Annotated in this window: 25 protein-coding genes; 14 read left to right on the top strand and 11 right to left on the bottom strand. The window is 39.2% G+C overall.

The genetic code is table 11. From position 1 onward, the window contains the following. Window positions 1–45: 45 nt before the first annotated feature. On the bottom strand, window positions 46–390 hold the full coding sequence (locus ACOJQI_RS21310) for a DUF805 domain-containing protein (protein ID WP_421381885.1): 345 nt from the start codon (window positions 388–390) through the stop codon (window positions 46–48). A 566-nt stretch (window positions 391–956) separates the two neighbouring features. Between ACOJQI_RS21310 and ACOJQI_RS21305 the strand changes: the two genes are divergently transcribed. The 5 genes from ACOJQI_RS21305 (at window position 957) to ACOJQI_RS21285 (ending at window position 6307) form a co-directional block, all read left to right on the top strand. Then, window positions 957–1841 (top strand): helix-turn-helix domain-containing protein, encoded by an 885-nt coding sequence (locus ACOJQI_RS21305; RefSeq protein WP_421381883.1) that lies wholly within the window; start codon window positions 957–959, stop codon window positions 1839–1841. A 414-nt stretch (window positions 1842–2255) separates the two neighbouring features. Beyond that, entirely contained in the window at window positions 2256–2714 is a 459-nt protein-coding gene (locus ACOJQI_RS21300; RefSeq protein WP_421381881.1) for a hypothetical protein, read from the top strand. Then, window positions 2701–3177 carry an HIT family protein gene (locus tag ACOJQI_RS21295; RefSeq protein ID WP_421381879.1) on the top strand — a complete coding sequence of 159 codons (477 nt, stop codon included), beginning with the start codon at window positions 2701–2703 and terminating at the stop codon, window positions 3175–3177. Before ACOJQI_RS21300 ends, ACOJQI_RS21295 begins: the two co-directional genes overlap by 14 nt. 38 nt (window positions 3178–3215) lie before the next feature. Further along, window positions 3216–3968, top strand: coding sequence for a hypothetical protein (locus ACOJQI_RS21290; RefSeq protein ID WP_421381877.1), 753 nt, complete (start codon window positions 3216–3218; stop codon window positions 3966–3968). A 155-nt stretch (window positions 3969–4123) separates the two neighbouring features. Further along, window positions 4124–6307, top strand: coding sequence for a cell wall-binding repeat-containing protein (locus ACOJQI_RS21285; protein WP_421381875.1), 2184 nt, complete (start codon window positions 4124–4126; stop codon window positions 6305–6307). 171 nt (window positions 6308–6478) lie between these two features. Here the strand turns inward: ACOJQI_RS21285 and ACOJQI_RS21280 are convergent, their stop codons facing one another. From ACOJQI_RS21280 to ACOJQI_RS21255, 6 genes are all read right to left on the bottom strand, one after another. Beyond that, entirely contained in the window at window positions 6479–6796 is a 318-nt protein-coding gene (locus ACOJQI_RS21280) for a DUF3862 domain-containing protein (protein WP_421381873.1), read from the bottom strand. 49 nt (window positions 6797–6845) lie between these two features. Then, the gene (locus ACOJQI_RS21275) at window positions 6846–7361 is read right to left on the bottom strand and encodes a hypothetical protein (RefSeq protein WP_421381871.1); all 516 of its coding nucleotides are present in this window, start codon (window positions 7359–7361) and stop codon (window positions 6846–6848) included. A 2-nt stretch (window positions 7362–7363) separates the two neighbouring features. Beyond that, the gene (locus tag ACOJQI_RS21270; RefSeq protein ID WP_421381869.1) at window positions 7364–7891 is read right to left on the bottom strand and encodes a MauE/DoxX family redox-associated membrane protein; all 528 of its coding nucleotides are present in this window, start codon (window positions 7889–7891) and stop codon (window positions 7364–7366) included. A gap of 33 nt (window positions 7892–7924) precedes the next feature. Further along, a complete protein-coding gene (locus ACOJQI_RS21265; RefSeq protein WP_421381867.1) occupies window positions 7925–9694 on the bottom strand; it encodes an ABC transporter ATP-binding protein in 1770 nt (589 codons plus the stop codon). A gap of 75 nt (window positions 9695–9769) precedes the next feature. Beyond that, window positions 9770–9919 (bottom strand): hypothetical protein, encoded by a 150-nt coding sequence (locus ACOJQI_RS21260; RefSeq protein WP_421381865.1) that lies wholly within the window; start codon window positions 9917–9919, stop codon window positions 9770–9772. Between the two features lie 53 nt (window positions 9920–9972). Then, window positions 9973–10122, bottom strand: coding sequence for a hypothetical protein (locus ACOJQI_RS21255; RefSeq protein WP_421381863.1), 150 nt, complete (start codon window positions 10120–10122; stop codon window positions 9973–9975). 294 nt (window positions 10123–10416) lie between these two features. Between ACOJQI_RS21255 and ACOJQI_RS21250 the strand changes: the two genes are divergently transcribed. From ACOJQI_RS21250 to ACOJQI_RS21220, 7 genes are all read left to right on the top strand, one after another. Next, window positions 10417–10560, top strand: coding sequence for a hypothetical protein (locus ACOJQI_RS21250; protein ID WP_421381861.1), 144 nt, complete (start codon window positions 10417–10419; stop codon window positions 10558–10560). Window positions 10561–10580: 20 nt separating this feature from the next. Then, a complete protein-coding gene (locus ACOJQI_RS21245; protein ID WP_421381859.1) occupies window positions 10581–11444 on the top strand; it encodes an ABC transporter permease subunit in 864 nt (287 codons plus the stop codon). Beyond that, a complete protein-coding gene (locus ACOJQI_RS21240; RefSeq protein WP_421381857.1) occupies window positions 11445–12440 on the top strand; it encodes an ABC transporter permease subunit in 996 nt (331 codons plus the stop codon). 50 nt (window positions 12441–12490) lie between these two features. Then, the gene (locus tag ACOJQI_RS21235; protein ID WP_421381855.1) at window positions 12491–12805 is read left to right on the top strand and encodes a hypothetical protein; all 315 of its coding nucleotides are present in this window, start codon (window positions 12491–12493) and stop codon (window positions 12803–12805) included. A 309-nt stretch (window positions 12806–13114) separates the two neighbouring features. Beyond that, the gene (locus ACOJQI_RS21230) at window positions 13115–13264 is read left to right on the top strand and encodes a hypothetical protein (protein ID WP_421381853.1); all 150 of its coding nucleotides are present in this window, start codon (window positions 13115–13117) and stop codon (window positions 13262–13264) included. Next, on the top strand, window positions 13246–13563 hold the full coding sequence (locus ACOJQI_RS21225; protein WP_421381851.1) for a hypothetical protein: 318 nt from the start codon (window positions 13246–13248) through the stop codon (window positions 13561–13563). Before ACOJQI_RS21230 ends, ACOJQI_RS21225 begins: the two co-directional genes overlap by 19 nt. Window positions 13564–13592: 29 nt before the next feature. After that, a complete protein-coding gene (locus ACOJQI_RS21220; RefSeq protein WP_421381849.1) occupies window positions 13593–14045 on the top strand; it encodes a hypothetical protein in 453 nt (150 codons plus the stop codon). Between the two features lie 444 nt (window positions 14046–14489). Here the strand turns inward: ACOJQI_RS21220 and ACOJQI_RS21215 are convergent, their stop codons facing one another. After that, window positions 14490–15422 (bottom strand): LytR family transcriptional regulator, encoded by a 933-nt coding sequence (locus ACOJQI_RS21215; RefSeq protein WP_421381847.1) that lies wholly within the window; start codon window positions 15420–15422, stop codon window positions 14490–14492. A gap of 261 nt (window positions 15423–15683) precedes the next feature. Between ACOJQI_RS21215 and ACOJQI_RS21210 the strand changes: the two genes are divergently transcribed. Then, window positions 15684–16643: a cell wall-binding repeat-containing protein gene (locus tag ACOJQI_RS21210; protein ID WP_421381845.1), complete on the top strand. Its 960-nt coding sequence runs from the start codon at window positions 15684–15686 to the stop codon at window positions 16641–16643. A gap of 130 nt (window positions 16644–16773) precedes the next feature. Here the strand turns inward: ACOJQI_RS21210 and ACOJQI_RS21205 are convergent, their stop codons facing one another. Then, window positions 16774–18390, bottom strand: coding sequence for a protein kinase domain-containing protein (locus ACOJQI_RS21205; protein WP_421381843.1), 1617 nt, complete (start codon window positions 18388–18390; stop codon window positions 16774–16776). Between the two features lie 92 nt (window positions 18391–18482). Here ACOJQI_RS21205 and ACOJQI_RS21200 point away from each other — a divergent pair, with 92 nt between their 5' ends. Then, window positions 18483–18908 carry a hypothetical protein gene (locus tag ACOJQI_RS21200; protein WP_421381841.1) on the top strand — a complete coding sequence of 142 codons (426 nt, stop codon included), beginning with the start codon at window positions 18483–18485 and terminating at the stop codon, window positions 18906–18908. A gap of 128 nt (window positions 18909–19036) precedes the next feature. Here ACOJQI_RS21200 and ACOJQI_RS21195 read toward each other — a convergent pair whose 3' ends face one another. Beyond that, complete coding sequence (locus tag ACOJQI_RS21195) at window positions 19037–20059, bottom strand: LysM peptidoglycan-binding domain-containing protein (protein ID WP_421381839.1); 1023 nt, start codon at window positions 20057–20059, stop codon at window positions 19037–19039. A gap of 142 nt (window positions 20060–20201) precedes the next feature. Then, window positions 20202–21011, bottom strand: coding sequence for an SGNH/GDSL hydrolase family protein (locus ACOJQI_RS21190; RefSeq protein WP_421381837.1), 810 nt, complete (start codon window positions 21009–21011; stop codon window positions 20202–20204). Window positions 21012–21093: the final 82 nt, after the last annotated feature.

Raw genomic sequence — 21093 nt, 5'->3', positions numbered from 1 at the left:
AACATAAAAAAAGCCTGGTCGATTGACCAAGCTTTTACGGGAATATCAGTATTTAGGGTTTGGCCCCCATTTGTTTTGACCGTCTTCACTGTCCAGGCATGCGAACACAAGCAGAACGATTGCCCCGACTAAAGGAACTAAACTGATCAATACCCACCATCCGCTCCTGCCGGTATCGTGCAGACGGCGTACCAATACAGCAAAGGACGGCAGGAAAATCAATAAGGAATATAAAGTGGTAAGCCATTCATCTAAATCCGCCATCGTCTCGATAGCAATAAGCGGAATGGAGATGATGAAGTTAAAAAGCATAAACATCCAATACTCCTTACGTCTGGCGCGCCCGCTGAAATTCACATAATTCCTTAATACCTTCAGATACCATTTCATGATTGATCCCTCTTCTTATCTAGTATAAAAGCACTCTTATTATATCATTTATATGCATTAAAACAGAAAAATGTCAAAATTTTTAAAACCCAAGAGGGAGAAAGGTCGGTTGTCTTCCCTGTCTCTGCCAAAAGTCCCATTCTTCCTTCAGGGCAGGTTTATTCGTGAAAGAATATGCCTTCAGGCAGGGAAAAGGCGTATAATAAGAGAAAGGAAAAAGAGCACCCCATTTAAGGAGTGCCCTCGTAAATATTGTTGATTGTATTAATAGATGTTTGGAAGTTCAGTTTGAGGAGTAGCTTCATCTGCTGAGGCCATGGATACTCCGGCACCGAACACTAGGAATGTAGCAGCTAGCAAAACCATGATTTTTTTCTTCATTGGTAAATCCTCCTTTAAAATAGTAAGATAACGTTAAGATTATCTGTTAAGTTTATTAAAACACATATTGGAAATCTTCGCATTCGCCTTAAGGCGGGAATTAGAATGTTTTTTACAATAATTTTAAGGCATATAGGCTTTTTTCTCATAAAATATAACTTTAGGAATATTTAGGGGAGATATGGATGGATTTTTCAGCTGTAGGGAAAAAAATAAGAGAATTAAGAAGGAATATTGGGCTATCTCAAGAGGAATTATCAGAAGGGATATGTACCCAGGCACAGATCAGCAAGATTGAAAAAGGGGATGTCTATCCATACGCATCGACCTTGTACCTGATTTCGCAAAAACTTGGGGTGGATGTCAACTACTTTTTTGATATAGGGATGACCCCGAGACTTGATTATGTACAGGAAGTGAAAAGGCAGCTCTTCCAGGCCCGCCGCAATTTCAATTATGATGAAATGAGGCAGGTAGTGGAAACAGAAGGGCAAAACCCGCTATTCACGCAAAATAATAAGAACCTTCAGCTTCTGCTATGGCACAAAGGGATTTACCAGTATGAACTGGAAAAAGATATGGATACCGCCCTTGAAACGCTTTTCTCGGCTATTCAATTAACGCATCTATCAAATAAGTACTGGTCGGAAAGAGAGATTGAGATCATGCTGACGATCGGTGCGATTCATTTCCAGGAGGATCAACTTGATGAGGCTCTAGAGGTGTATCAAAACATTCAAAAGTATATAAGGACCATCCCTTATATTACCGATTATACCATAAAGTCGCGTCTCGACTACAACATCGCCAGAACTTTGACCAGGCTCCATAAGTATGAAGAGTCCAATGATTATTGTGTGGCCGGGATCAACTGGTGTATCCAGAAGGACAACCTCTTCGTACTCGGAGAGCTTCACTATCATCTGGGCTACAACTATGAATTGCTCGGTGACTATGAAAAAGGCATCCGGTATATGGAAAAGGCCTTGATTGTATTCGACCTTCAGCAAGATGAAAAATATAGTACGTACATTAAGGAAAAAATCAAACAACTAGAAGGCAAGCTATAAAAAATCGTCTTCGGCATCATGCCGGAGACGGTTTTTTTTGTTATTTATCAACGTTACATCAGGTGAAGGGCTAGATCTGATAATATCATCGGATTATAAGGCGGAGGAAACACGAGATTATAAAGCGGTACGTCGTCCATAACCAGGTGAATAGGGAGGAAACACTGGATTATAAAACGTGTCGTTGTCTATAACCAGGTGAATACGGTGCAAACACCGGAATATAAAGCGGGTGGTCGTCCATAGCAAGGTGAATAGAGAGAAAACACCGTATTATAAAACAGCTCGTCATCCATAACCTGGTGAATACAATTCAAACCCGGGATTATAAAGCGAGTCGTCCTTTATAACCATATGGTAAAATTAGGTGAAGGGACTAGTTCCATATCCCTTAACGAAAGCAGGAAATAGACTATGAAAAAATTAGAAAAAGCTACATATACACCATTCTATAAAAATATGAAACTAACCTGGGACATCAACACCCCGGTTTGGTATCCGTTAGCCGCAACAAATCGAGAGGACATTCTAGCATTTGACTTCAATGAGGATCCTGCTGCAAAGGAGATATTCCTTAAAAAGTTAAAACAAGTCTTATCTACATACAGAACAGAACATCTTTACCAACTAGGAGAGGCGGAACTTGGATTCACCCCTTATAAACTCACGCTCAATGAACTCCACATCAGTGCTCACCATATTATTGAAGACACGTTTTGGTGTGACCAGTCACTGGAGTGGATCATCTATGCCTGCCACGATGGATATATCACAAGTGGCGGAAATCAGCTGCTAAACGAACTGAAAGAAATTTGGACAGAATGGAACAAATACACTGTCGACCAAGGGAGAGATGAAAATGAAGCAGAATGATGACTGGAAAAAAGATAGAATAAAGTCCGCGCAGCTTGGTGAGAACCCAATGGTCATTGCTAAAATGAGAAGCGGCTTTGCGGTCATCGGCGATACACAGTTCCTGCCGGGATACTGTGTCCTTCTGCCATCTGAAAAAGTAAACTCGCTGGAAGATCTGGATTTCCAGCGGCGGTGTGAATACCTGCTGGATATGAGTTTGATAGGGGATGCCATCTTAAAAGTGTGTGAGCCACGGAGAGTCAATTATTCCATATACGGAAACACCGATGCCTTTTTACATGCACATGTGTTTCCGCGCTATAACTGGGAACCAGAAGAACGAATCCCTTACCCCGTCTGGCAATACCCGGGCGAAAAATGGAGGGACCCGGAATATCAATACTCGGAAGAAACCCATTGCGAATTGAAACAGAAACTAAGCCTGGCACTCCACGAGTTAATGAAAAAGGCTTATAAATAGGATACTAGCTTGATTCCTACAAGAATGGATTTGGTTATATGAAAATATTCCGCCACGCACTAATCTGGTTCTTCTTCCTGCTGGGATGGCTGCTCGTCCTCAGCGCTGTCCCCACTCTTTCTGAAATGGCCCGGGAGGAAAGGTATCAGTCCTACATGGACAAGACATATGATATCTACCGGCATGATTTTTTGTCAGAAGTCGAGCGGGAGCAGGAGTATCATGGTGTCAAAATCAATACCTATTACATAAATGAAAGTGAAGAAACAGAGGTTACGCCGTCTAATTATCATGTTAAAAGAGCGGATGTTGTCGTTGAGATAAATGGTGAAGCGGTCACCACCATCGAAGGGACCGATGTATATCCTGACTTGTTAGAAATGGAAGCTTTCAGGAAAACGGTCCAGTATTACCTGGTCGAAAACCTTGAAACGGGAAAAGAAGAACTCGCCATTGCCATTGAAACGACAAAACAGAATCCAAGAGACTCTGGAATCCAAATTACAGGAATGACTTTTGATGAGGATTCATCCTTCAGGGTCTTCCTGATTGATGAAGACGGCAATATTTCAAAGGAAGATTTCACCTTGGCGACGAAGAACAAACTTCAGACTCAGCTCATCCGCGACCTTACCTATTCCTGGCATGGTTACACAAGTGATCTTCCGTATATGATGCCGAATCCTTTACTGCCGATTCAGTTAGTCGGGGGAGGACTGATGATTATTCTTTCTGGGATCATCCTGATCTATCCGGTTCTTAAAAGAAAAATTCCCTCGTCTCGCAACTGACCGTCCCGCAAGCCTGCGCAGGACGGTTTTTTACAGCAATCTCCCATTTAAGCCATCTCGCGTCCCTCCGTTATGGTAAAATTGTAATATTCGGTTAAATAGAAGGTAGGTTAAAAGTACCGAAGTACATCAGGGATTAAGGGGGAAGCAGTATTTTGAAAAAGATAGTCATTCTATTAGTTGGCTTGTTCTTTCTTTGGACGAGCCAGGGTACATATGCAAGTGCGAATTATGAACGGGTTGCGGGAGATAATCGGATCCAGACCGCAATTGAGGTTTCCAAGAAGGGGTGGCCGACTGAATTAGTTAGAGACGAATCGGCTGTCATTTTGGCAAGAGCGGATAACCCGGCGGATGCGTTAGCCGCTGCCAGTCTTTCAGGTGCGCAAGACGCGCCGATCTTGCTGACAGCTACCAATAAAATCGATCCTGCAGTCTTGGATGAAATCAAACGATTGAACCCGGATCTTGTTTACCTGCTGGGTGGTACGACCGCCATCAGTGAAGAAGTAGAAACTAGTTTAAAAGATTTAGAGTATCCCGTTCAGCGGATCAGCGGGCTGAATCGTTTTGAGACAGCCTACAATATCAATGAAGCTGCTGGAACGTCTTCCAGCGAGGAAGCCATCCTGGTCAATGGCCTGACGGTGGCGGATGCCTTGTCAGCTTCAAGTGAATCAGCCATTCATCAAACACCGATCTATCTTACAAAGAACAACTCAATGCCTGTTGAACTGCCGAAAACCATTAAAAAGGTAAAAATCTATGGCGGCCCGGCGGCGATTAGTCAAGACATAGAAAACCAATTGGCTACTAACGGAGTGGAAGTGGTTCGAATCGCTGGAGCGAACCGATATGAAACAAACTTGAGAGCCATTCAAAATCTCAACAACAGCTCCATCATCGTGGTCAGAGGAACCTCCACTAGCGTTGATAAAGAAGATTATCCAGATGCTGTAGCAGTTTCCGGTCTGGCATATAAGTTGAATGCTCCTATTCTTTTGTCTCATCCAACGAAAAGCAGAGACGATTTAGAAGGTCTCTTTGAGTGGAAAAGGTTTAAGAATGTGTACATGATCGGAGGACCAAGTGCGATTTCGGACTATGTGGCGCAGCAGCTCACAAACGTTTCTCCGAAGCCTATGCCGGTTATCCCTCAGAAGACGATAACGTTGGGATCGACCATGGAAGATATCAGGGACATCATGCCGAATGGGCGCTTGCTGTCAACAAGCACCTACCAATATGGCTCCTCTTATCTTTACATTGAAGAAACAGAAGAGTCATGGGTTGTAACCGGATGGGACAACAATGGGGATTTGAAAGTCAGTGTCGGCAGTAAGGTGTCTAACGCGCCGGACATTACGCTGGGTTCAACAAAAGTAGACGTTGCAGCTGCAATGGGCACTCCATCTTATATTGATCCCAGAGGAAATTATTGGTCATACCCGAGCGGGTCCAGAGTCGATTTTGATTATCAGTACAAAGTAGACGGATTTACGAATGAAGGAGACCTGAAAGTGAAAGTCGGGATTGGTTATGAAACCGCACCCCCTTTTACCGTAGGATCGACAAAGGCGGAAGTGCTGTCAGCAATGGGCACACCTGATACGATTGAAGCAGAGTATGGCGGTTCCAGCTACTGGAGATACGGATCTTCCCGAATCGATTTTTCTGAGGATAGAGTCGAAAGCTATACAAATAATGGAGAATTGAAGATTCTTTTAAAAGATCCCGAAACCGGCGCATCTGCTGTGTCACTGGGATCATCCAAATCAGACATACTACGCGCGATGGGGACGCCTGATGACGTAGTATCCGCTGTTTACTTCAGAACAAGCTGGAAATATGGCTCTTCCTATCTTGGAGTGAATAGTCAAAATGAAGTGATTGGCTGGGTGAATAACGGAGACTTAAACGTAACCATGGGGGAAAAACTTCCCGATGCGGAACCTATCACAGTCGGTTCCACGGAAGAAGCTGTTGTTCAAGCCATGGGAACGCCGGATGAACTCGTGGATGGAAACTGGACATACGATGAATCCGACATTTTGTTTGATAACGGGAGAGCAAGATATTTAGATAATGACAGTCATAACTTGAAAGTCAGCAAACAGGAGAAAGTGGATGGTGCCCCTCCATTCACGGTAGGTTCAAGTAGAGAAGATGTGACCAGATTCATAGGAAGCCCGGACAGTATCCGGGAAGTGACAGAATACATGACAACGTATATCTGTTGGTATTACGGGTCCTCCACCATCCTGTTCACTCATGATCATGAGGTCGTCAGTTGGGATAATTATTATGGCGATCTCGGCGATGATATTCCCCAAAACTGATCAGGATACCAGCGGATAGTTTTCTCCATTAACTTCAAGCCAAGGTTCTATATGACTAAAATTAATTTATATTGGACCTTCTCACATTAAAACGTCTTTGGCTTAAAGCCAAAGACGTTTTGATTAGGAGCGGTATATTCTCATAACAGTTCACTAAGCCAACCTGCCACATTATTTAAGACCATTTTGTACCTTTTCTGATAACTTCCCATTCTGTTTGAAGGTTAGAGACATAAAAGAATCTGGAGCAACGCCATCCCAGACATACATGGTCACATCGTCGTCCTCGGCTGTCATGAGGGTTCCTTCTGTGCCTACGAGTTCCTTAACCTCTTCATAGGTCATGCCTTTCTTTATTTGGTTGAAGTCCTGCAAAGTAACTAATCCGGATTCACTGTTCTCCTCGGTTGATTGTTCTCCTTCATTAGAACACCCTGTCATAACGCTGAATAAAATACATGCTGCAAATACTGAATAGAGTAGTTTCATGAATAGCTCCTCCTAAAGATATACGTTTTGAATAACTTATTAACCTGCTTCAGCTTGCTTTCTTAAACTCGTCTATTGCCTTCAGAGAAGGGGCAGGACCTTTTGACATAATCTTTTGATCCTTCATAATAATGCCGAAAGGGAAACCTTTTATGACATAATCATTGAATATCTTTTCTGTAACTCTATTACATTCTACATTAACCTTGGAAATTTTGCTTTCATATTCTTCATATACTTCCCTGTGATCATCTTTAATAAAAACAAGAACTCTTGAGTAATCTTCCTTAAGTTTAGGTAATTCATTAATGATGCCCTTGCAGAAATGACAGCCTGTTGATAGGAAAAGGACCAGAGTCTCTTCTTTGGTAAGTTTAACATTTCCAAGAGGCTTTGCCTGACTTCCAATTGGGGGGCCAATCACATTCTTTTCCTCTTCACTTTTGGCTAAGTCATTTATAGTTTGAGAAAGGAATTGGACTTTTTTAAGCAGTTTGTACATCGTATAAAGTAATGCAATAGTGACAACCCATAGAATTATATTAGATATTAATAAGGTTTGCATGTTTAATTTAGCTCCTTCAAAATAGTATTGAATTTTAAAAATACATATCCACTTGCTAAGGTTATTCCTGAGAATACTAGTAATATGAAATAATCTGAACCATATTCATTTCCTGCATTTAAAGCTAAGGAGGCACTGCCTATTTGCAGAAGGATCAGAAGAATAAAAATTAAATTTCTCCATATTGTTTTGTATGTGATAACCTTATTACCAGCTAATCCTCCACATCCACAAGATAAATCTTTCCTGCCCCTAATTAAATTTATAAGCACAGCATATGAATATGCCAATAATAACATGAGGGCTGCTGCCAGAGCTTCCCTGATAAAAACACTAAATAATAGTGATAGCGATAATGTCAGCTCTGCCAGAGTTGATAACATTACAAAAGCTGGTATGAAGATCCTTGGAAGTACTTCGTAATTCTCGGCATGTTGTTGATGCTGCCGGTAGTGAAACAATTTGTGAAACGCAGTGGAGAGAAACAAATAAGCCGTTAGAAATTGTAATACCATCATAATCTTTTCCATTATTAACTCCCTTTTTATTTCTTGAACGGTTTATTACCTATACCATTTTGCTTGAGCATTATACATTGTGAAATAAAGGCCTTGTTTCCTAGTCAACTCATCATGCGTACCTTCTTCCACTATCCTTCCCTTTTCCATGACGATGATCCTATCTGCTAATCTTGCAGAAGCCATTCTATGAGAAATATAAATAGTCGTTTTGTTCTTAGACAATTCTTCAAATTTCTCAAAAACTTCTAACTCTGCTTTTGGATCAAGTGCTGAAGTAGGCTCATCCAGGATGAATATTTCCCCTTCTTTAAATAGGGCTCTTGATAAGGCTAAATTTTGCCATTGCCCACCGGAAAGGTCCTCACCTTTTACATAGATTTTCCCAAGAACCGCCTCGTATCCTTCTTTAAGTTGATTAGCAACATGGTCAATACCTGTCGCCTCAGCAACTCTTTTAACTTTCTCTCTATTATCGAAATCTTCAATATTCCCTACAGCAATATTTTCATAAATAGATAAATTATACTTTATGAAATCTTGAAGGATAACTGTCATCTTTTTATGTAAGCTTTCTTCTTTTATATCTCTAATATTGATACCCTCAATAAGTATTTCCCCTTCTGTCGGAGTGTACATCCCCATCAGGCACTTCACAAGGGTACTCTTTCCGGAACCATTGGCACCTACGATGGCGATTTTTTCGCCTGGACGAATGGAGAATGATATATTGTTTAAGACATATTTATCGCTCATTGGATATTTAAATTGTACATTCTTAAACCTGATGCCTTCTTTCCCTTTTCCAACGAGTTCTTTATTCATTCCAATTTCTACAGCGCCTTCTGTATATTGAAGAAAGTCAAACAAATCTTTTATATATAACTGTTGTTTGTAAACCTTTGATATATTCATCCCGAGCATTTTCATATTAATCAGGAAGGTAGTCATGGATTGTGTAACAGCTACATAAGCTCCCACTCCCATCGACCTTGATTGAATAATGAAAATTGTAAAAATGACACTTATGACATATAAAACAGAATTTAGAAATTGAAATCCGGCTTGGAAACTCTCCAGCCTTTTGGTTAAATGATAAGATTCGTTGTTGGTTTTAATAAACAAATCGGACCATCTTTTCAAAAAATAATCGCGTAAGCCAAAAATTCTAACCTCTTTAACAGAACTTCGATTATTTAGTAGTGAGTTGAAATATCTGGACATCCTGATATCCGGAGTTTGGCTTACCATTAATTCAAACTGCTTTTTCCCATATCTGTTCTGAAAAAAGATTAAAGGAACAGCCGCTAAACAATTCAAAACTATCAAACCCCAATGAATTTCTATTAAGTAGAAAACGACTGAAAAGATAGCGAGTGCATTTTTTAACATGTCCATATAGGAACTTACAGGATTCATCAGCCTTGCACCTAAGTTTCCATCCAACCTGCTTAATTTGTTATGAAAATCAGGCAAATCATAATAACTGATTGGGACGCTGGTCGCTTTATATGATACTTTTTTTTGAATATGTAGGTTTAACAAATTTTCATACTTTACATCTATGATAATCAACAAGCTTGAAATAATAAGAGGAGTTGCTTGTACTCCGAGTAATATTAAGAGAAAGTATGATAAGTCTCCAATTGACGAGTCATTACTTAATATATCGACAATCCCGTTAACTAGATTTTCGGTAACCCACAAACTGATATAAGGAATTAAACCAAGGATGATACTCGACAGTACTCTGGCTAAAATCCATCCTTTTGCATGGGCAATTAACAAAGAAGTAACTTTTTTAAAATATGACATACTTCAATTCCTCTACTGATGTAATGAAAGGAGATAACCTCAACAGTTACCCCCTTTGTGTTAGTTTAGATTAATTTAGCAGAAATTTCGGATAGCTTTTCCTTCACAGCACCATTCATATCCATTGTAGCAGCACATATAGAAGCCTTGCGGACATCCTGGATAAGGATCCCATTCCGGTTCAACAGTTCCACCAACATCTTTAATTCCTTTTTCTTCTAACATAGTTAACATCTCCTCAGCTGAAATTTAGTTTGGTTTAAGCATCAATTAAAGGATTAGCAGCCAATACGGCTCTCTGACCCATAACAGCACCATTCATATCCGTTATAGCAGCACATGTAAAATCCTTGTCGGCATCCTGGATAAGGATCCCATTCCGGTTCAACAGTTCCGCCAACATCTTTAATTCCTTTTTCCTCCAACATAATTTCACCTCCCAGAATCTACTTGCAGGTTGTAGTGTATCTTTAGATACACCACAAAACTCATAATGATTATCCAGATAATTACAATTAACTACCTGCAAGTACTAGATTAAACCATTTGACCGTACTTTTGTTGGATTATTCTTATAATTATATTTTTTTTGCAATAAGGAGTAATTTTGACAAATACTGCAATCGAATCAGTCAGATTCTGTCATAGAATGAATAATTCGAAAATATAGTGGGGGAATTAGGTGATATACTTTCTACTACAGAGGGAGGGAATTAAATAAATTGAAATCAGAAAAATTAGATGAGAGATTAATGAAATTAAGGAAACAGTATGAAAAAGTACCAAACTCAACGAATGTAAAAGCAATTATAAAAACATTAGAAGAGGCTGCTGGAAATTCAAAGAATGATAAAAATGGAAAGTGAACAATAGGAAAGGTGTCAGCATGAAGAAAGTATTAAATATTATATTAGAACTATTCATCACGACAATTTTAATAATTGTTATTAGTTGCTTGCCTGTTTATGTCCAGACATTGGAAACTAAGCAATTTATCTCAGCTTTATATGAGAGTGTTTATTATTTATTTCATCCTAGTTTAATTTACATACCGCAATCGGTTGGAGAAGATCTTACCCTATTTGAAGTGCTTCGGAAGAACTATCTTAATACGATGGTTGTTTTACTGGCTTCTTTTATTGTTTCGCTAATCTTTGCATTAATCATTACGTATATCTATATTAAATCATCCCAAAGAATTAGAAGATATTTTTCCTCCCTATTCTTTTTTCTCGAATCAATCCCAGATGTATTGATGGTTATTATGCTTCAGTTTTTGTTTATTGTTCTTTTTAAAAAATGGGGAATATCCTTTTCAGTCGTAGCATTAAATGAGGAGAACCCTATCTATTTACTGCCCATCATTTGTCTGAGTAACATTCCGACTTTACAACTGTTTAAGTATTTTTCTTCTTTCATTGAAGAAGAGGAACAAAAGATCTATAGCGATTTTCTTAGAGCTAAAGGGCTAAGTAAAGATTACATCATATGGAGGCACTTATTTAGGAATGCACTAATCCACTTCCTTAGTCAGTCTAAGAGTATTATCATGTTTATGTTATCGAATCTTCTTATTTTAGAATTAGTATTAAATATTAACGGTTTGATGGTATTTATTAAATCATATGGCATTGGAGATTTTCGAATCCTTATGTGGTGTTTAATCGTCATATATATGCCATTTCTTCTATTCTATAAAATTATGGAGCTATTCATTAGGGACTGGAAAAATGAGGGGAGGGTCGTTTAAATGGAGAAACAATATAATAGACTTAATTTCAAAGTCGCAAGTGGAGTTGTAGTAATAGGGGTACTAAGTATTTTAAGTTTCTTCCCTTCAATACTTTCTTTGTTTTTTGAAAAAGAGGGCCCGTCTTTTCTGTATAGCACTGATGGAAAACTGATTGGTGCACCTCCATTTTCTCCCTCCCAATTTCCTCCCTTGGGAACGGATCAATTCGGGGAAAGTCTACTATATCAGCTTGTTGAAGGAACCAAGTTCACCCTTTTCTTTGTCATTATTGTAGCTTGCTTACGGATTATGCTTTCTTTGACTCTATCAATACTGTATGCTTTCTGGGCTAAAGGGATACTGAAATGGATGAATAAGTCATTAGATATCATTTATTTTATTCCTCCGGTTTTCATAGTTTTTTTTATAATGGGTCCAGTCCAGAACAATTATGACCAGCTGGGAACTTTGCTCATTATACAAATTGCATTGTTTACACTAATCGCGATCCCGCCAATAAGTGTTCAACTGGGAGAGGAAATGGCAAGCTATTTAAAGGAAGACTTCGTTAAAATTGTACAATTATCAGGAGCAGGAAATTTCTATATTTTTAAAAGGCATATTTTCCGCTTAATAAAGCCCAGAATTTTTATCGTCTTCTTACAGCAAATAATTCAAATTCTGATACTACTTATACATTTAAGTATACTGGGGATTTTTGTGGGAGGAGCTGAAAAGATTAAGACATCCATGACCGGTGGAAGTTTCGAAAGTGTATCAATTTCCAATGAATGGGCGGGGCTGATTGGCCTCCATTATAAGGAACTCTTTTTAAATCCATGGTTGACGATAGCCCCTTTAGTGGCTTTTACTATTTTAATCTTTGCTGTTAAGTTGATTTTAAGTGGGATATCTGAGAAAGGAACTTATAAAGAACCACCTTTGAATATAAACCCTGCAACTAAATCTGCAAAAGGTTCATCAAAAGATTTCACCCTGGTAAGACAAAAATAAATATATTTGCTCAACATCTTTTCGTTACACTTAATTGGAGGTAATAAATCATGATAAAGTACACGGTAACTCTTTTTCTGACAATAGCAGTGGAATTTGGAATACTAAGTTTGGCCGCAGTAATATTTGATTTCAATCTCATTAATACATTCTTTGTGGGAGGATTGTCCATTTTCTGTGCTGTTTGGCTATTTTCCTTATTCACGCACCAATCCAGTAACACCTTGAATGCAGGTATCCGAGGGTGGACAGGTCAAGATGCAGGTGATATAAAACCTTTCCAGGAAAAGTTCGGACCAATTAAAATGGGGCTGGCAGCCTTTATTGGTGTTAATCTACTCATTACATACTTTTATTATTATTAATAGAAACAAAGGTGTTCATTAAATAACATCTAGGAGATTAACGATAGAGATGGGGAAAAGGAACTGTCTCATTCCGCATTAAGCGCATTTTAGCAGTATGCAATAATAGGCCACTTTGAAGGCGTGAGGGTACAGTACTTATTTATTAAGAATCTTTGTCCCTTAATATACATAATTGATATACCATCTCATCAGGTTGATTATTATGAAATTACCAGCTCCCCAATTTATAGGGGAATTCGGGGCTGATTAAAATTAGAAGCAAAAAGGAGAACATACCCATTGAGTTGAATTACTAGCCACAGAGGGGTGATCAATCTGAAAAGAATGCCAAAGGTAAGGGAAGTATGGCTTGATGAGGACATAGATGAACAGGGATTCGCCGATATCATCAGCAGCATTTATAAGCAGGGCTGTTATACCTATGCGATTATCCCTGATTGGAGGAAGAACTGTTAGACAAACTGGCAGATGACTTTATCGTAATGGGTGAAATCAAGGTCCCTTTAATAAGAATATTTCCAAGAACCATTGGGATTGCTGGATATGTAAAGGATCATAAGAAACAATATATTCACGATTTCTATACACGCTCGACAACGATAGATTATATTGTTTTTTCAGAGTCTGATGTATCTCAGTATTTAAAAAATCTAAACAAGAAGAACATTGATCTATATAATATTTTCGAGTCGAACGAGATCCCTCACATCAACATCGGTCCTGATGGCCAATGGCTAAATATAGTGGAGTATTAGGGATGTAGTTGAAAAAGGGGTGGTATCCTATGGAGTGGGCAGAAATTAAGACTAGTAAGAACATAGAGGATCTTTTGGAAAGCTTCGGGGCATTCCATGATAGTTGTTTAAAAGAGTTATATATGTCGACAGAAAGTTATGTGGATGAAAATTTATCAATGGGGATGTCCGCTGAACTCGATACGAGTGTACGGATGCTCTTTCAAAGACAGGCACGCAACCCTTCCGCCATTGAATTGTTATTTGAAGGTGTAACGCAATTTCATATCGTGCCAAGTCCCATCAACCACGATTCAATCATTTATGATGCAAAGCTCATCTTACATAACGGGTTATTCTATTGGACAGATGACTGTGAATGGGAACCTGAAAACAATACTGATGGAAGCAACAGATGGATTTCAGCGAAAAGGTTGAAGTGGCGGGATGCGAGTTCTTGGATGGGGAAACAGAATAGGTACGGTGTAATCAGTTCTGATTAGGTTTCTTAACTGTTCATTAATACCTCAAAAGCTGCCGGTGGATTCGACTATGAGTACAAAAAACCGACTCGTCAATGACGAGTCGGTTTTCATTAGGAACGGGACGAAGGGAGCAACCTGCCCCTTCGTCCCCAGGAAGCAGTGATAGAAATCTAAGGGTAGTTTTTACCGTTAATCCAGATTAAAAGTGGTTTTTGGGAAAAATAAGAGGAATTTTTCCCTCTATACAAAGCGAAATTGCTATATTCATGTTTTTCGAGTCGAATAAGAGGAATTTCTCCCTCTATTTAAGTTGTTTTCAATACTATTTGCTAATTAAGGGGAGTTTTTCCCTCTATTCTGCTGTTTAACTATTCAGCGATTGAGTCGTTAATTGATATAAATAGTAAAAAGCCTGGGATACCCCAAGCTTTTTGGTTGTTAGGGACCTGTCCCGATGTCTCACTATAACTCCAAATGATCCTGCAGCATCTTCTGAGTCTCACCGAGTTCTTCTGTCGGAACAATAAAGTAGTAAATACCGTCAATGTTCTGACCTGCTCCGGAAAGTTGAGATCTTTCGATGTTTCCGACAGCCGATTTGTAGTTCTTCTGAATATCGACCATTTCATCAAACGTCAGATTGGTTTTGACGTTTTTGCCGATGGCATCGAAGATATCCCCGTAGTTCCAAAGGGACGAGATGCTGGCTCCTTCTTTCATAACAGCCTGGATGATCTGCTGCTGGCGTTCCTGGCGGCCAAAGTCCCCGCGAGGGTCCGCTTTTCTCATACGCGCATAGTTCAATGCCTCGGCACCATCAAGCGTAATTTCACCTTCAGCAAAAGAATCTCCGCCATAAGAAAACGCAAAGCTGTTGTTCACCGTTACACCGCCTACGGCATTAACGATATCCTTGAAACCATCCATGTTGATCTTTGCATAGTAATCAATCGGGATATCAAGGAAGTTTTCAACAGTGTCCATTGCCATCTCCACACCCCCGAATGCATAGGCGTGGTTGATTTTATCCTCAGTGCCTTTGCCGACAATTTCAACTAACGTATCACGAGGGATGCTGAGCATCTTCACGGATTCTTCATTTGGATTGACGGTTACAACAATCATCGTATCTGAGCGGCCGCGGTCATTTTCGCGTTCATCGACACCCAGTAGCAGCACTGAGAATGGTTCCTGATTATCGACCGATACCTTTTCAGGACGTTTATCCGATTTCTCGCGGTCAATCTTTTCATGCATATCAGAGGCTGTCTGGTTAATCGAATGATAAATGGAATAGACATAGGCACCGCCGGCAACGAGCAGAAGCAGGACGATGATACCGAATATCTTCAGGCCTTTTCTACTCTTCTTTTTTTCATGTTTATCAGCTCTCAATGAGTTTCCCACCTAATGTAAAAATTTGTAGACATAAGAGTACTATACTAAAATCGTGTCGAAAAGAAAACTTTATAGTAAAAAATGACATTAAAACTTCACACAAATATCCTCTATTCGTCATATACCCAAAGAATCATGTTCCTACTCTCCAACCAGCTAACTGTCCAACAAGACATGCCGCTTGGAAAAAATAGGGTACTCTATTAAACTTTATAAATGCTAGAATAAAATTACAGAATAAAGGAAAGGGGAATGTTTGTGTTAAAAAGTAAACTAGCAACAATGGTGCTTGCGTTCGTGCTGATCATCAGTCTGCTGCCAAAAGAATCAAAGGCGTATATGGAAGAGCGTTTTGCCGGAGATAACCGATATGACACGGCCAGTATTCTATCGCAGGTGAGCTGGCAAGGAGGAGCGGAACAAGTTGTGCTGGCGCGGGGCGATGATTTCGCGGACGCATTGGCAAGTACACCATTTGCCGCCAAGATCAACGCACCAATTCTATTAACAAAGGATACCCACCTGCCGGACGAAACCATCAGTGAAATCCGCAGGCTGGGAGCGGACAAGGTCTGGGTAATGGGCGGGCCAAACGCCATTTCAGAGAGTGTTATCACACGTTTAAAAAATGAAGCACATGTCGGAGTGGAACGAATTGCCGGAAAAAATAGAGAGGAAACGTCATTGAAGGTTGCCGAGCTTCTTGGAACCTCTCACCAGGAAGCGATCGTTGTCAATAAAGAAAAATTCCCGGATGCCATTGCGATTGGTCCCTATGCTGCATTAAAACAGATTCCCATTATCTTGACGCACCACAGCAAGCTGACCACTGAAAGCAAAAGCTTGCTGCAAAAAGCGGGTAAAACGTATTTCATCGGCGGAGAAGCAGTATTGGCTGACAGCTTGATGCAAGAAGTGAGGAACGGAGAAAGAATTGCCGGGGAAAACCGTTATGTCACAGCTGTCCGCATTGCGGACCGATTCTTCCCGACATCATACTACCCGATCATTGCAACTGGAGAGGACTTTGCCGACGGACTGACAGGTTCATTACTCGCAGCCAAGCGCAACCAGCCAATCCTGCTAGTACAGCAAAATAAGGTCGATGTTTCAGTAAAAAGATTCTTCTATAACAGAGATATAAAAGAGTATACCGTTCTGGGTGGATATAACGCGGTCGATCAATATATTTATTATAAGATAGTAGAGGGAAGATAAGGAACAGAGCACCTCTTCCAGTATCACGCTCCAAGACCCGCAGAGGCGGGTCTTTTGTCTTTATTAACTAGGGAACAGGCTCAAAGGAAGGCTCATTAGTTATAGGTTTAGATATAAATTTCCCCCATTGTTAATTGTTATCTTTTAGTGCTTCAACTATTTCTGCATCTGTCATTTTTTTAAGCGATTTTAAATCTTCCAAAAGATTATCCTCGGTTGGATTCTGTTTGGCAATTGAAAAGAAATATGGTTCCAGTATTTTATGGTTATAAATATACTGTAGTAACTCCATATATTCTCTAAAGTCATCACTACTTAATTTTGAATGTCTTCCATCGTATGTTTCATGGATGGAATTGTAAATAGAACCTTTTGGAACAATTAACAAAGACCCATTAAACCAACGAGTTACATGAAACAAAGCTTGTTCCTCATCTTCCCTATAAGGTTCATATTGTCCAATTTCATTTATAATTAAATCTTCATTTACAGTATCTCGTGGATCCTCTTGTATCCACTTATATGTTGCTTCTGCAGCTTCAGGGTAGATTGGTTCAATATTTTCAAATTCTAAACGAAAGTAACTGAATTCGGGGTCTTCATTAGGTAATTCCCAGACAAGTCTCTTAACTTTAAAGATATTTAGCATATTAAAACCAAAATTAATAAGAACCATGTCATCTTCTTCTACGAAGTTGAATTCTGTAATATCAATTAAGTCCATTCCTCCACCATCGTGAATAAATGTATGATTAAAATTAATTTTTGAGAAGTTCTTTAGTATTTTAATAACTTGATCCTTTTCTCTCCAAATAACGGTGCTAGGAGGGTGTTGTGTAATAACCATATCTTCAAAAAATCTCCAAGCACTTTTGCTGGCTCTCCTTTCGTTTTTTGATATCTCATCCCACTCAATTAATCTACTTAAAAACTCTTTCATAGAAGGTCTTTTCGTTGGTTCTTCAGATGTTGAATCTTGAAGAAGCTTATAAAGTTCAACAAAATGAACTCCAGGGTACATTATTCCTAATCTCGAATCTTGATAGTAATTAAATTGGCCATCGAAGGCGAATTCTTCTTCCGTTAAAACAAGCCAAAGTGTTTTGGCTATTGAATATACATCAGCAGGACGAGAGTCTTTTATAAGAAAAGCCTCTCTCATTTCTGGAGCCATTGTTTTACGATTCCCTAATGATTCTTTAAGTTTAGTCAGATCTTCCTTTTCAGGGAAATCTATTAGTCCAAAATCTGCAAGGCAATACTTTCCTTCATAGTAAAGAATATTTTCTGGTTTAATATCTCGATGAGTTATACCACGACCATGGAGGTATTCTAATGTTGTTGCTAGATCCTTAAAAATATCTATTTTCTCATAAAGATTAATACTAGATAATACCTCAGGTAGAGGTGTAGCTAGGGGCATTACATAAAAGTATTCACCAGTTTCTTGACAGGGTAATTCATAATGTAAGACTGGAATAATTCCTGCTACATCTTCTGTGGTTAATTCATACATTTTGATTGCTTCATTTTTAAATCGTTCTAACCTTACTCTTTGAAAACGACTATTTGGGTTTTTTATCTTAGAAACTTTTACAGCGACAGGGACTTGATCTTTTTTTGAACGTAAAGATACTATTCCATTGCCCCCTCCGCCTAAATTTTTTATTTTAATATAATCTGAATAACTAATAATAATCTCCTCCCAGTAGCCAGTTCGGAATTTTTCATTTCTTTTAATAATCATAATGTTATATTAAATGTAGTGTGTTGGCATTAATTAGGTATGAGTGATATGTCTCTTATTACAAAAATATTAAGGGAGTGAGTAAAATACTGTTGAGACACTTTACTACAAAAGAAGATTTACTTTTAATTATCAAAGATGGTTTTTTAAGGAGCCTTAAAGAAGAAGGGAAGGAAAAAGGCAGGGTATACTTTGAAGAATATCACGATAATGATTATTTACTTGATTTTATTCTCTCCGACGAAACAAAAAAACATTTAACAAAAGACAACTATGTATCACTGTTTTTCGATTCGACAGTTCTTAAACAACATGATATAAAAATTGAAAAAAGCACAGACCTTACAAAATTAGAGACAACTATAGGTATTGGTACAATTTTCACAAAAGAAGAACAATCTCAAATAGGTGATTATTATATAGTGACAAATCAAAATGTACCTCTACAACTAAGTACAAAAGAAACTAAAAAGATGCTTGAAGGATATAATGGTTTTTCAAATATTAATATTAATTAATTTTCATTTTTTCTTGGGGTAATAACATAGGAGACTTTAAACCTGGGTAACAAACAAAACGTCCTGTTTAATTCCAGGACGTTTTAATGCAACATGTAGTTTAGTAGCTTATAATACATTTTCTGCTATCAATAAAACCTCTTAAACCCATCAAAATGATTCTTCCAATAGGTACTATCCAAACTGGAGATCTGCACTCCATTGTCACCCGCATGGATGAATTGGTTGTCACCAAGATAGATTCCCAAATGAGAGATTCCTTGTTTGTATGTATTCTCAAAAAACACGATATCGCCAACCTCTGGCTGGTTCACATAGTATGTACGATTGTAGTAGCCGCCACTCGTAAGCCTATTAACCTTATATCCAGCTTGATTGTACACATAATAGATAAAGCCACTGCAGTCGAATCCGCCGACCTTGGCTCCGCCCCATACATAAGGAGTTCCGATAAGGGACTTCGCTTCCTCAATCAACTTGGTCACATTGTAAGGCTTCCCATCTGAAGGAGGCGTTGCAGTAGAACCAGCTTTAACCTTCAGCTTCTGCCCGACAAAGATCATATCATTTCTCAAGCTGTTCCATTCTTTCAGCTGTGATACGGTAACCCCTAAGCTTCTTCCAATGGCTGATAGAGTATCCCCGGACTTAACAATGTAAGTTGATTCAGGTGACTCTATCTTTGGTGGAGCCGGCGTTGGAGCAGCCGGTGCGGGTGCAGCAGGAGCCGGCGCAACCACAGTACTCTGCCCAACAACCAAACTCTGTCCTGGATAGATGAGATGCCCAGACAGGTTATTCAAAGCCTTCAACTCTGCAAGAGTGATAGAATGCTTGTTGGCAATGCCGATCAGCGTATCCCCGGAAACCACCGTGTACTTCTTTTCAATGGTTGGAGCCGGAGCAATTTCCTGAACGGGAGGTGAAGACACCTTCTCATCAGCACTCACTTTCAGTACCTGTTTCGGATAGATGACATCAGAAGTTAAGCTGTTCAGCTCTTTAATAGTGTTGACCGATGTGCCGTATTTCTTGGCGATCGACCAAAGTGAATCTCCACTGGCAACTGTATGGGAACTTGCCTCTGCAGCAGCACCATACGCAGTGGAAATAACAGCAGTAGCGGCGACAGTAAATAACACCTTTTTCACATTATTTCCCCTTTTGTCATAAAGTAGTAGTAGTTTATGAGTATTTTACCACGGTTCTTGTAAAAAAGGGTAGTCTCTGAGCATATTATATTATTCTTTTAGACATAAAAAATCCCAGTGTGACAGACACTGGGAATAATCATTATGAATTTGTAAAGTATCCAACAACTTCATCCGCCCAAATTTCAGCGCCTTCCGCGTTAGGGTAGCCGTCATCATCAATAAAGTCTTTAAATTCAGGCTCGTTATAATCAGGCCATGCGGACCAGTGATCGATAAACGGAATCTCTTCTTCAGCAGCATATTCTTTGAAGTCTTCAACCTGCCCTGGATAGATGCTTGCTTCAAAGATAGGCAGCGCTGGTGTGAAAAAGAATACGGTATCCTCATTCAAGCTCTTAAAGTGTCCCATCAATTCCTCCATATTGGAATGATTCTCGGGAACCCCTACTTTTCCATTGTCGACCATGATAAACGGCTCGACCAAAACAAGGTCATACTCTTGGTCAAGTTCTTCTAATGTATCCAGTTCTTCAACAAGATTACGTGAAGTTCCGTCATATGTATAAGTATCTACTGTGATGAAATCCTCTCCATAAGCTTCCTGGATGCCTTCCTTCATCAATTGAGCTGAACCCTCATCATCTCCGATTGCCTTAGATCCAAGAATCAGCAGGGAAATACTGTCTCCATTTTCATAAGAAGTCAAAAATGTGTCCTGCGCTTCTTCTGGTAAAAGAGAAATAGATGATTCCAAGTCTTCCAATGAAATCTCAGACAAAGAAGCAGCCTCTTCTGTCGTACTTGCAGTCGCTTCTTCTCCTTCAATCTCAACTGCGGCACTGGCACTTCCAACATCCACAACAGCTTCCTGCTGCCAATGATACTGGCCATACCCGATAACGCCGATACCAATAATACAAAAAATAATAGCAAAAACCCTAAAGGCCAATGTCATGTCCCCTTTCTGAAATAAAGGTAATTAGGTCTATTATAATAGTAATTAGTAAAAATTTCTAACCAATTTCGACGGA

The sequence above is a fragment of the Bacillus salacetis genome, assembly GCF_049177075.1.
In the GTDB taxonomy this organism is placed as follows: Bacteria; Bacillota; Bacilli; order Bacillales; family Bacillaceae_B; genus Rossellomorea; species Rossellomorea salacetis_A.
This window is presented reverse-complemented; position numbering and strand designations above follow the sequence as displayed.

Coding starts and splice junctions, on each gene's coding strand:
- ACOJQI_RS21310 (WP_421381885.1), bottom strand. CDS start 390: ATGAAATGGTATCTGAAGGTATTAAGGAATTATGTGAATTTCAGCGGG.
- ACOJQI_RS21305 (WP_421381883.1), top strand. CDS start 957: ATGGATTTTTCAGCTGTAGGGAAAAAAATAAGAGAATTAAGAAGGAAT.
- ACOJQI_RS21300 (WP_421381881.1), top strand. CDS start 2,256: ATGAAAAAATTAGAAAAAGCTACATATACACCATTCTATAAAAATATG.
- ACOJQI_RS21295 (WP_421381879.1), top strand. CDS start 2,701: ATGAAGCAGAATGATGACTGGAAAAAAGATAGAATAAAGTCCGCGCAG.
- ACOJQI_RS21290 (WP_421381877.1), top strand. CDS start 3,216: ATGAAAATATTCCGCCACGCACTAATCTGGTTCTTCTTCCTGCTGGGA.
- ACOJQI_RS21280 (WP_421381873.1), bottom strand. CDS start 6,796: ATGAAACTACTCTATTCAGTATTTGCAGCATGTATTTTATTCAGCGTT.
- ACOJQI_RS21275 (WP_421381871.1), bottom strand. CDS start 7,361: ATGCAAACCTTATTAATATCTAATATAATTCTATGGGTTGTCACTATT.
- ACOJQI_RS21270 (WP_421381869.1), bottom strand. CDS start 7,891: ATGGAAAAGATTATGATGGTATTACAATTTCTAACGGCTTATTTGTTT.
- ACOJQI_RS21265 (WP_421381867.1), bottom strand. CDS start 9,694: ATGTCATATTTTAAAAAAGTTACTTCTTTGTTAATTGCCCATGCAAAA.
- ACOJQI_RS21260 (WP_421381865.1), bottom strand. CDS start 9,919: ATGTTAGAAGAAAAAGGAATTAAAGATGTTGGTGGAACTGTTGAACCG.
- ACOJQI_RS21255 (WP_421381863.1), bottom strand. CDS start 10,122: ATGTTGGAGGAAAAAGGAATTAAAGATGTTGGCGGAACTGTTGAACCG.
- ACOJQI_RS21245 (WP_421381859.1), top strand. CDS start 10,581: ATGAAGAAAGTATTAAATATTATATTAGAACTATTCATCACGACAATT.
- ACOJQI_RS21240 (WP_421381857.1), top strand. CDS start 11,445: ATGGAGAAACAATATAATAGACTTAATTTCAAAGTCGCAAGTGGAGTT.
- ACOJQI_RS21235 (WP_421381855.1), top strand. CDS start 12,491: ATGATAAAGTACACGGTAACTCTTTTTCTGACAATAGCAGTGGAATTT.
- ACOJQI_RS21220 (WP_421381849.1), top strand. CDS start 13,593: ATGGAGTGGGCAGAAATTAAGACTAGTAAGAACATAGAGGATCTTTTG.
- ACOJQI_RS21205 (WP_421381843.1), bottom strand. CDS start 18,390: ATGATTATTAAAAGAAATGAAAAATTCCGAACTGGCTACTGGGAGGAG.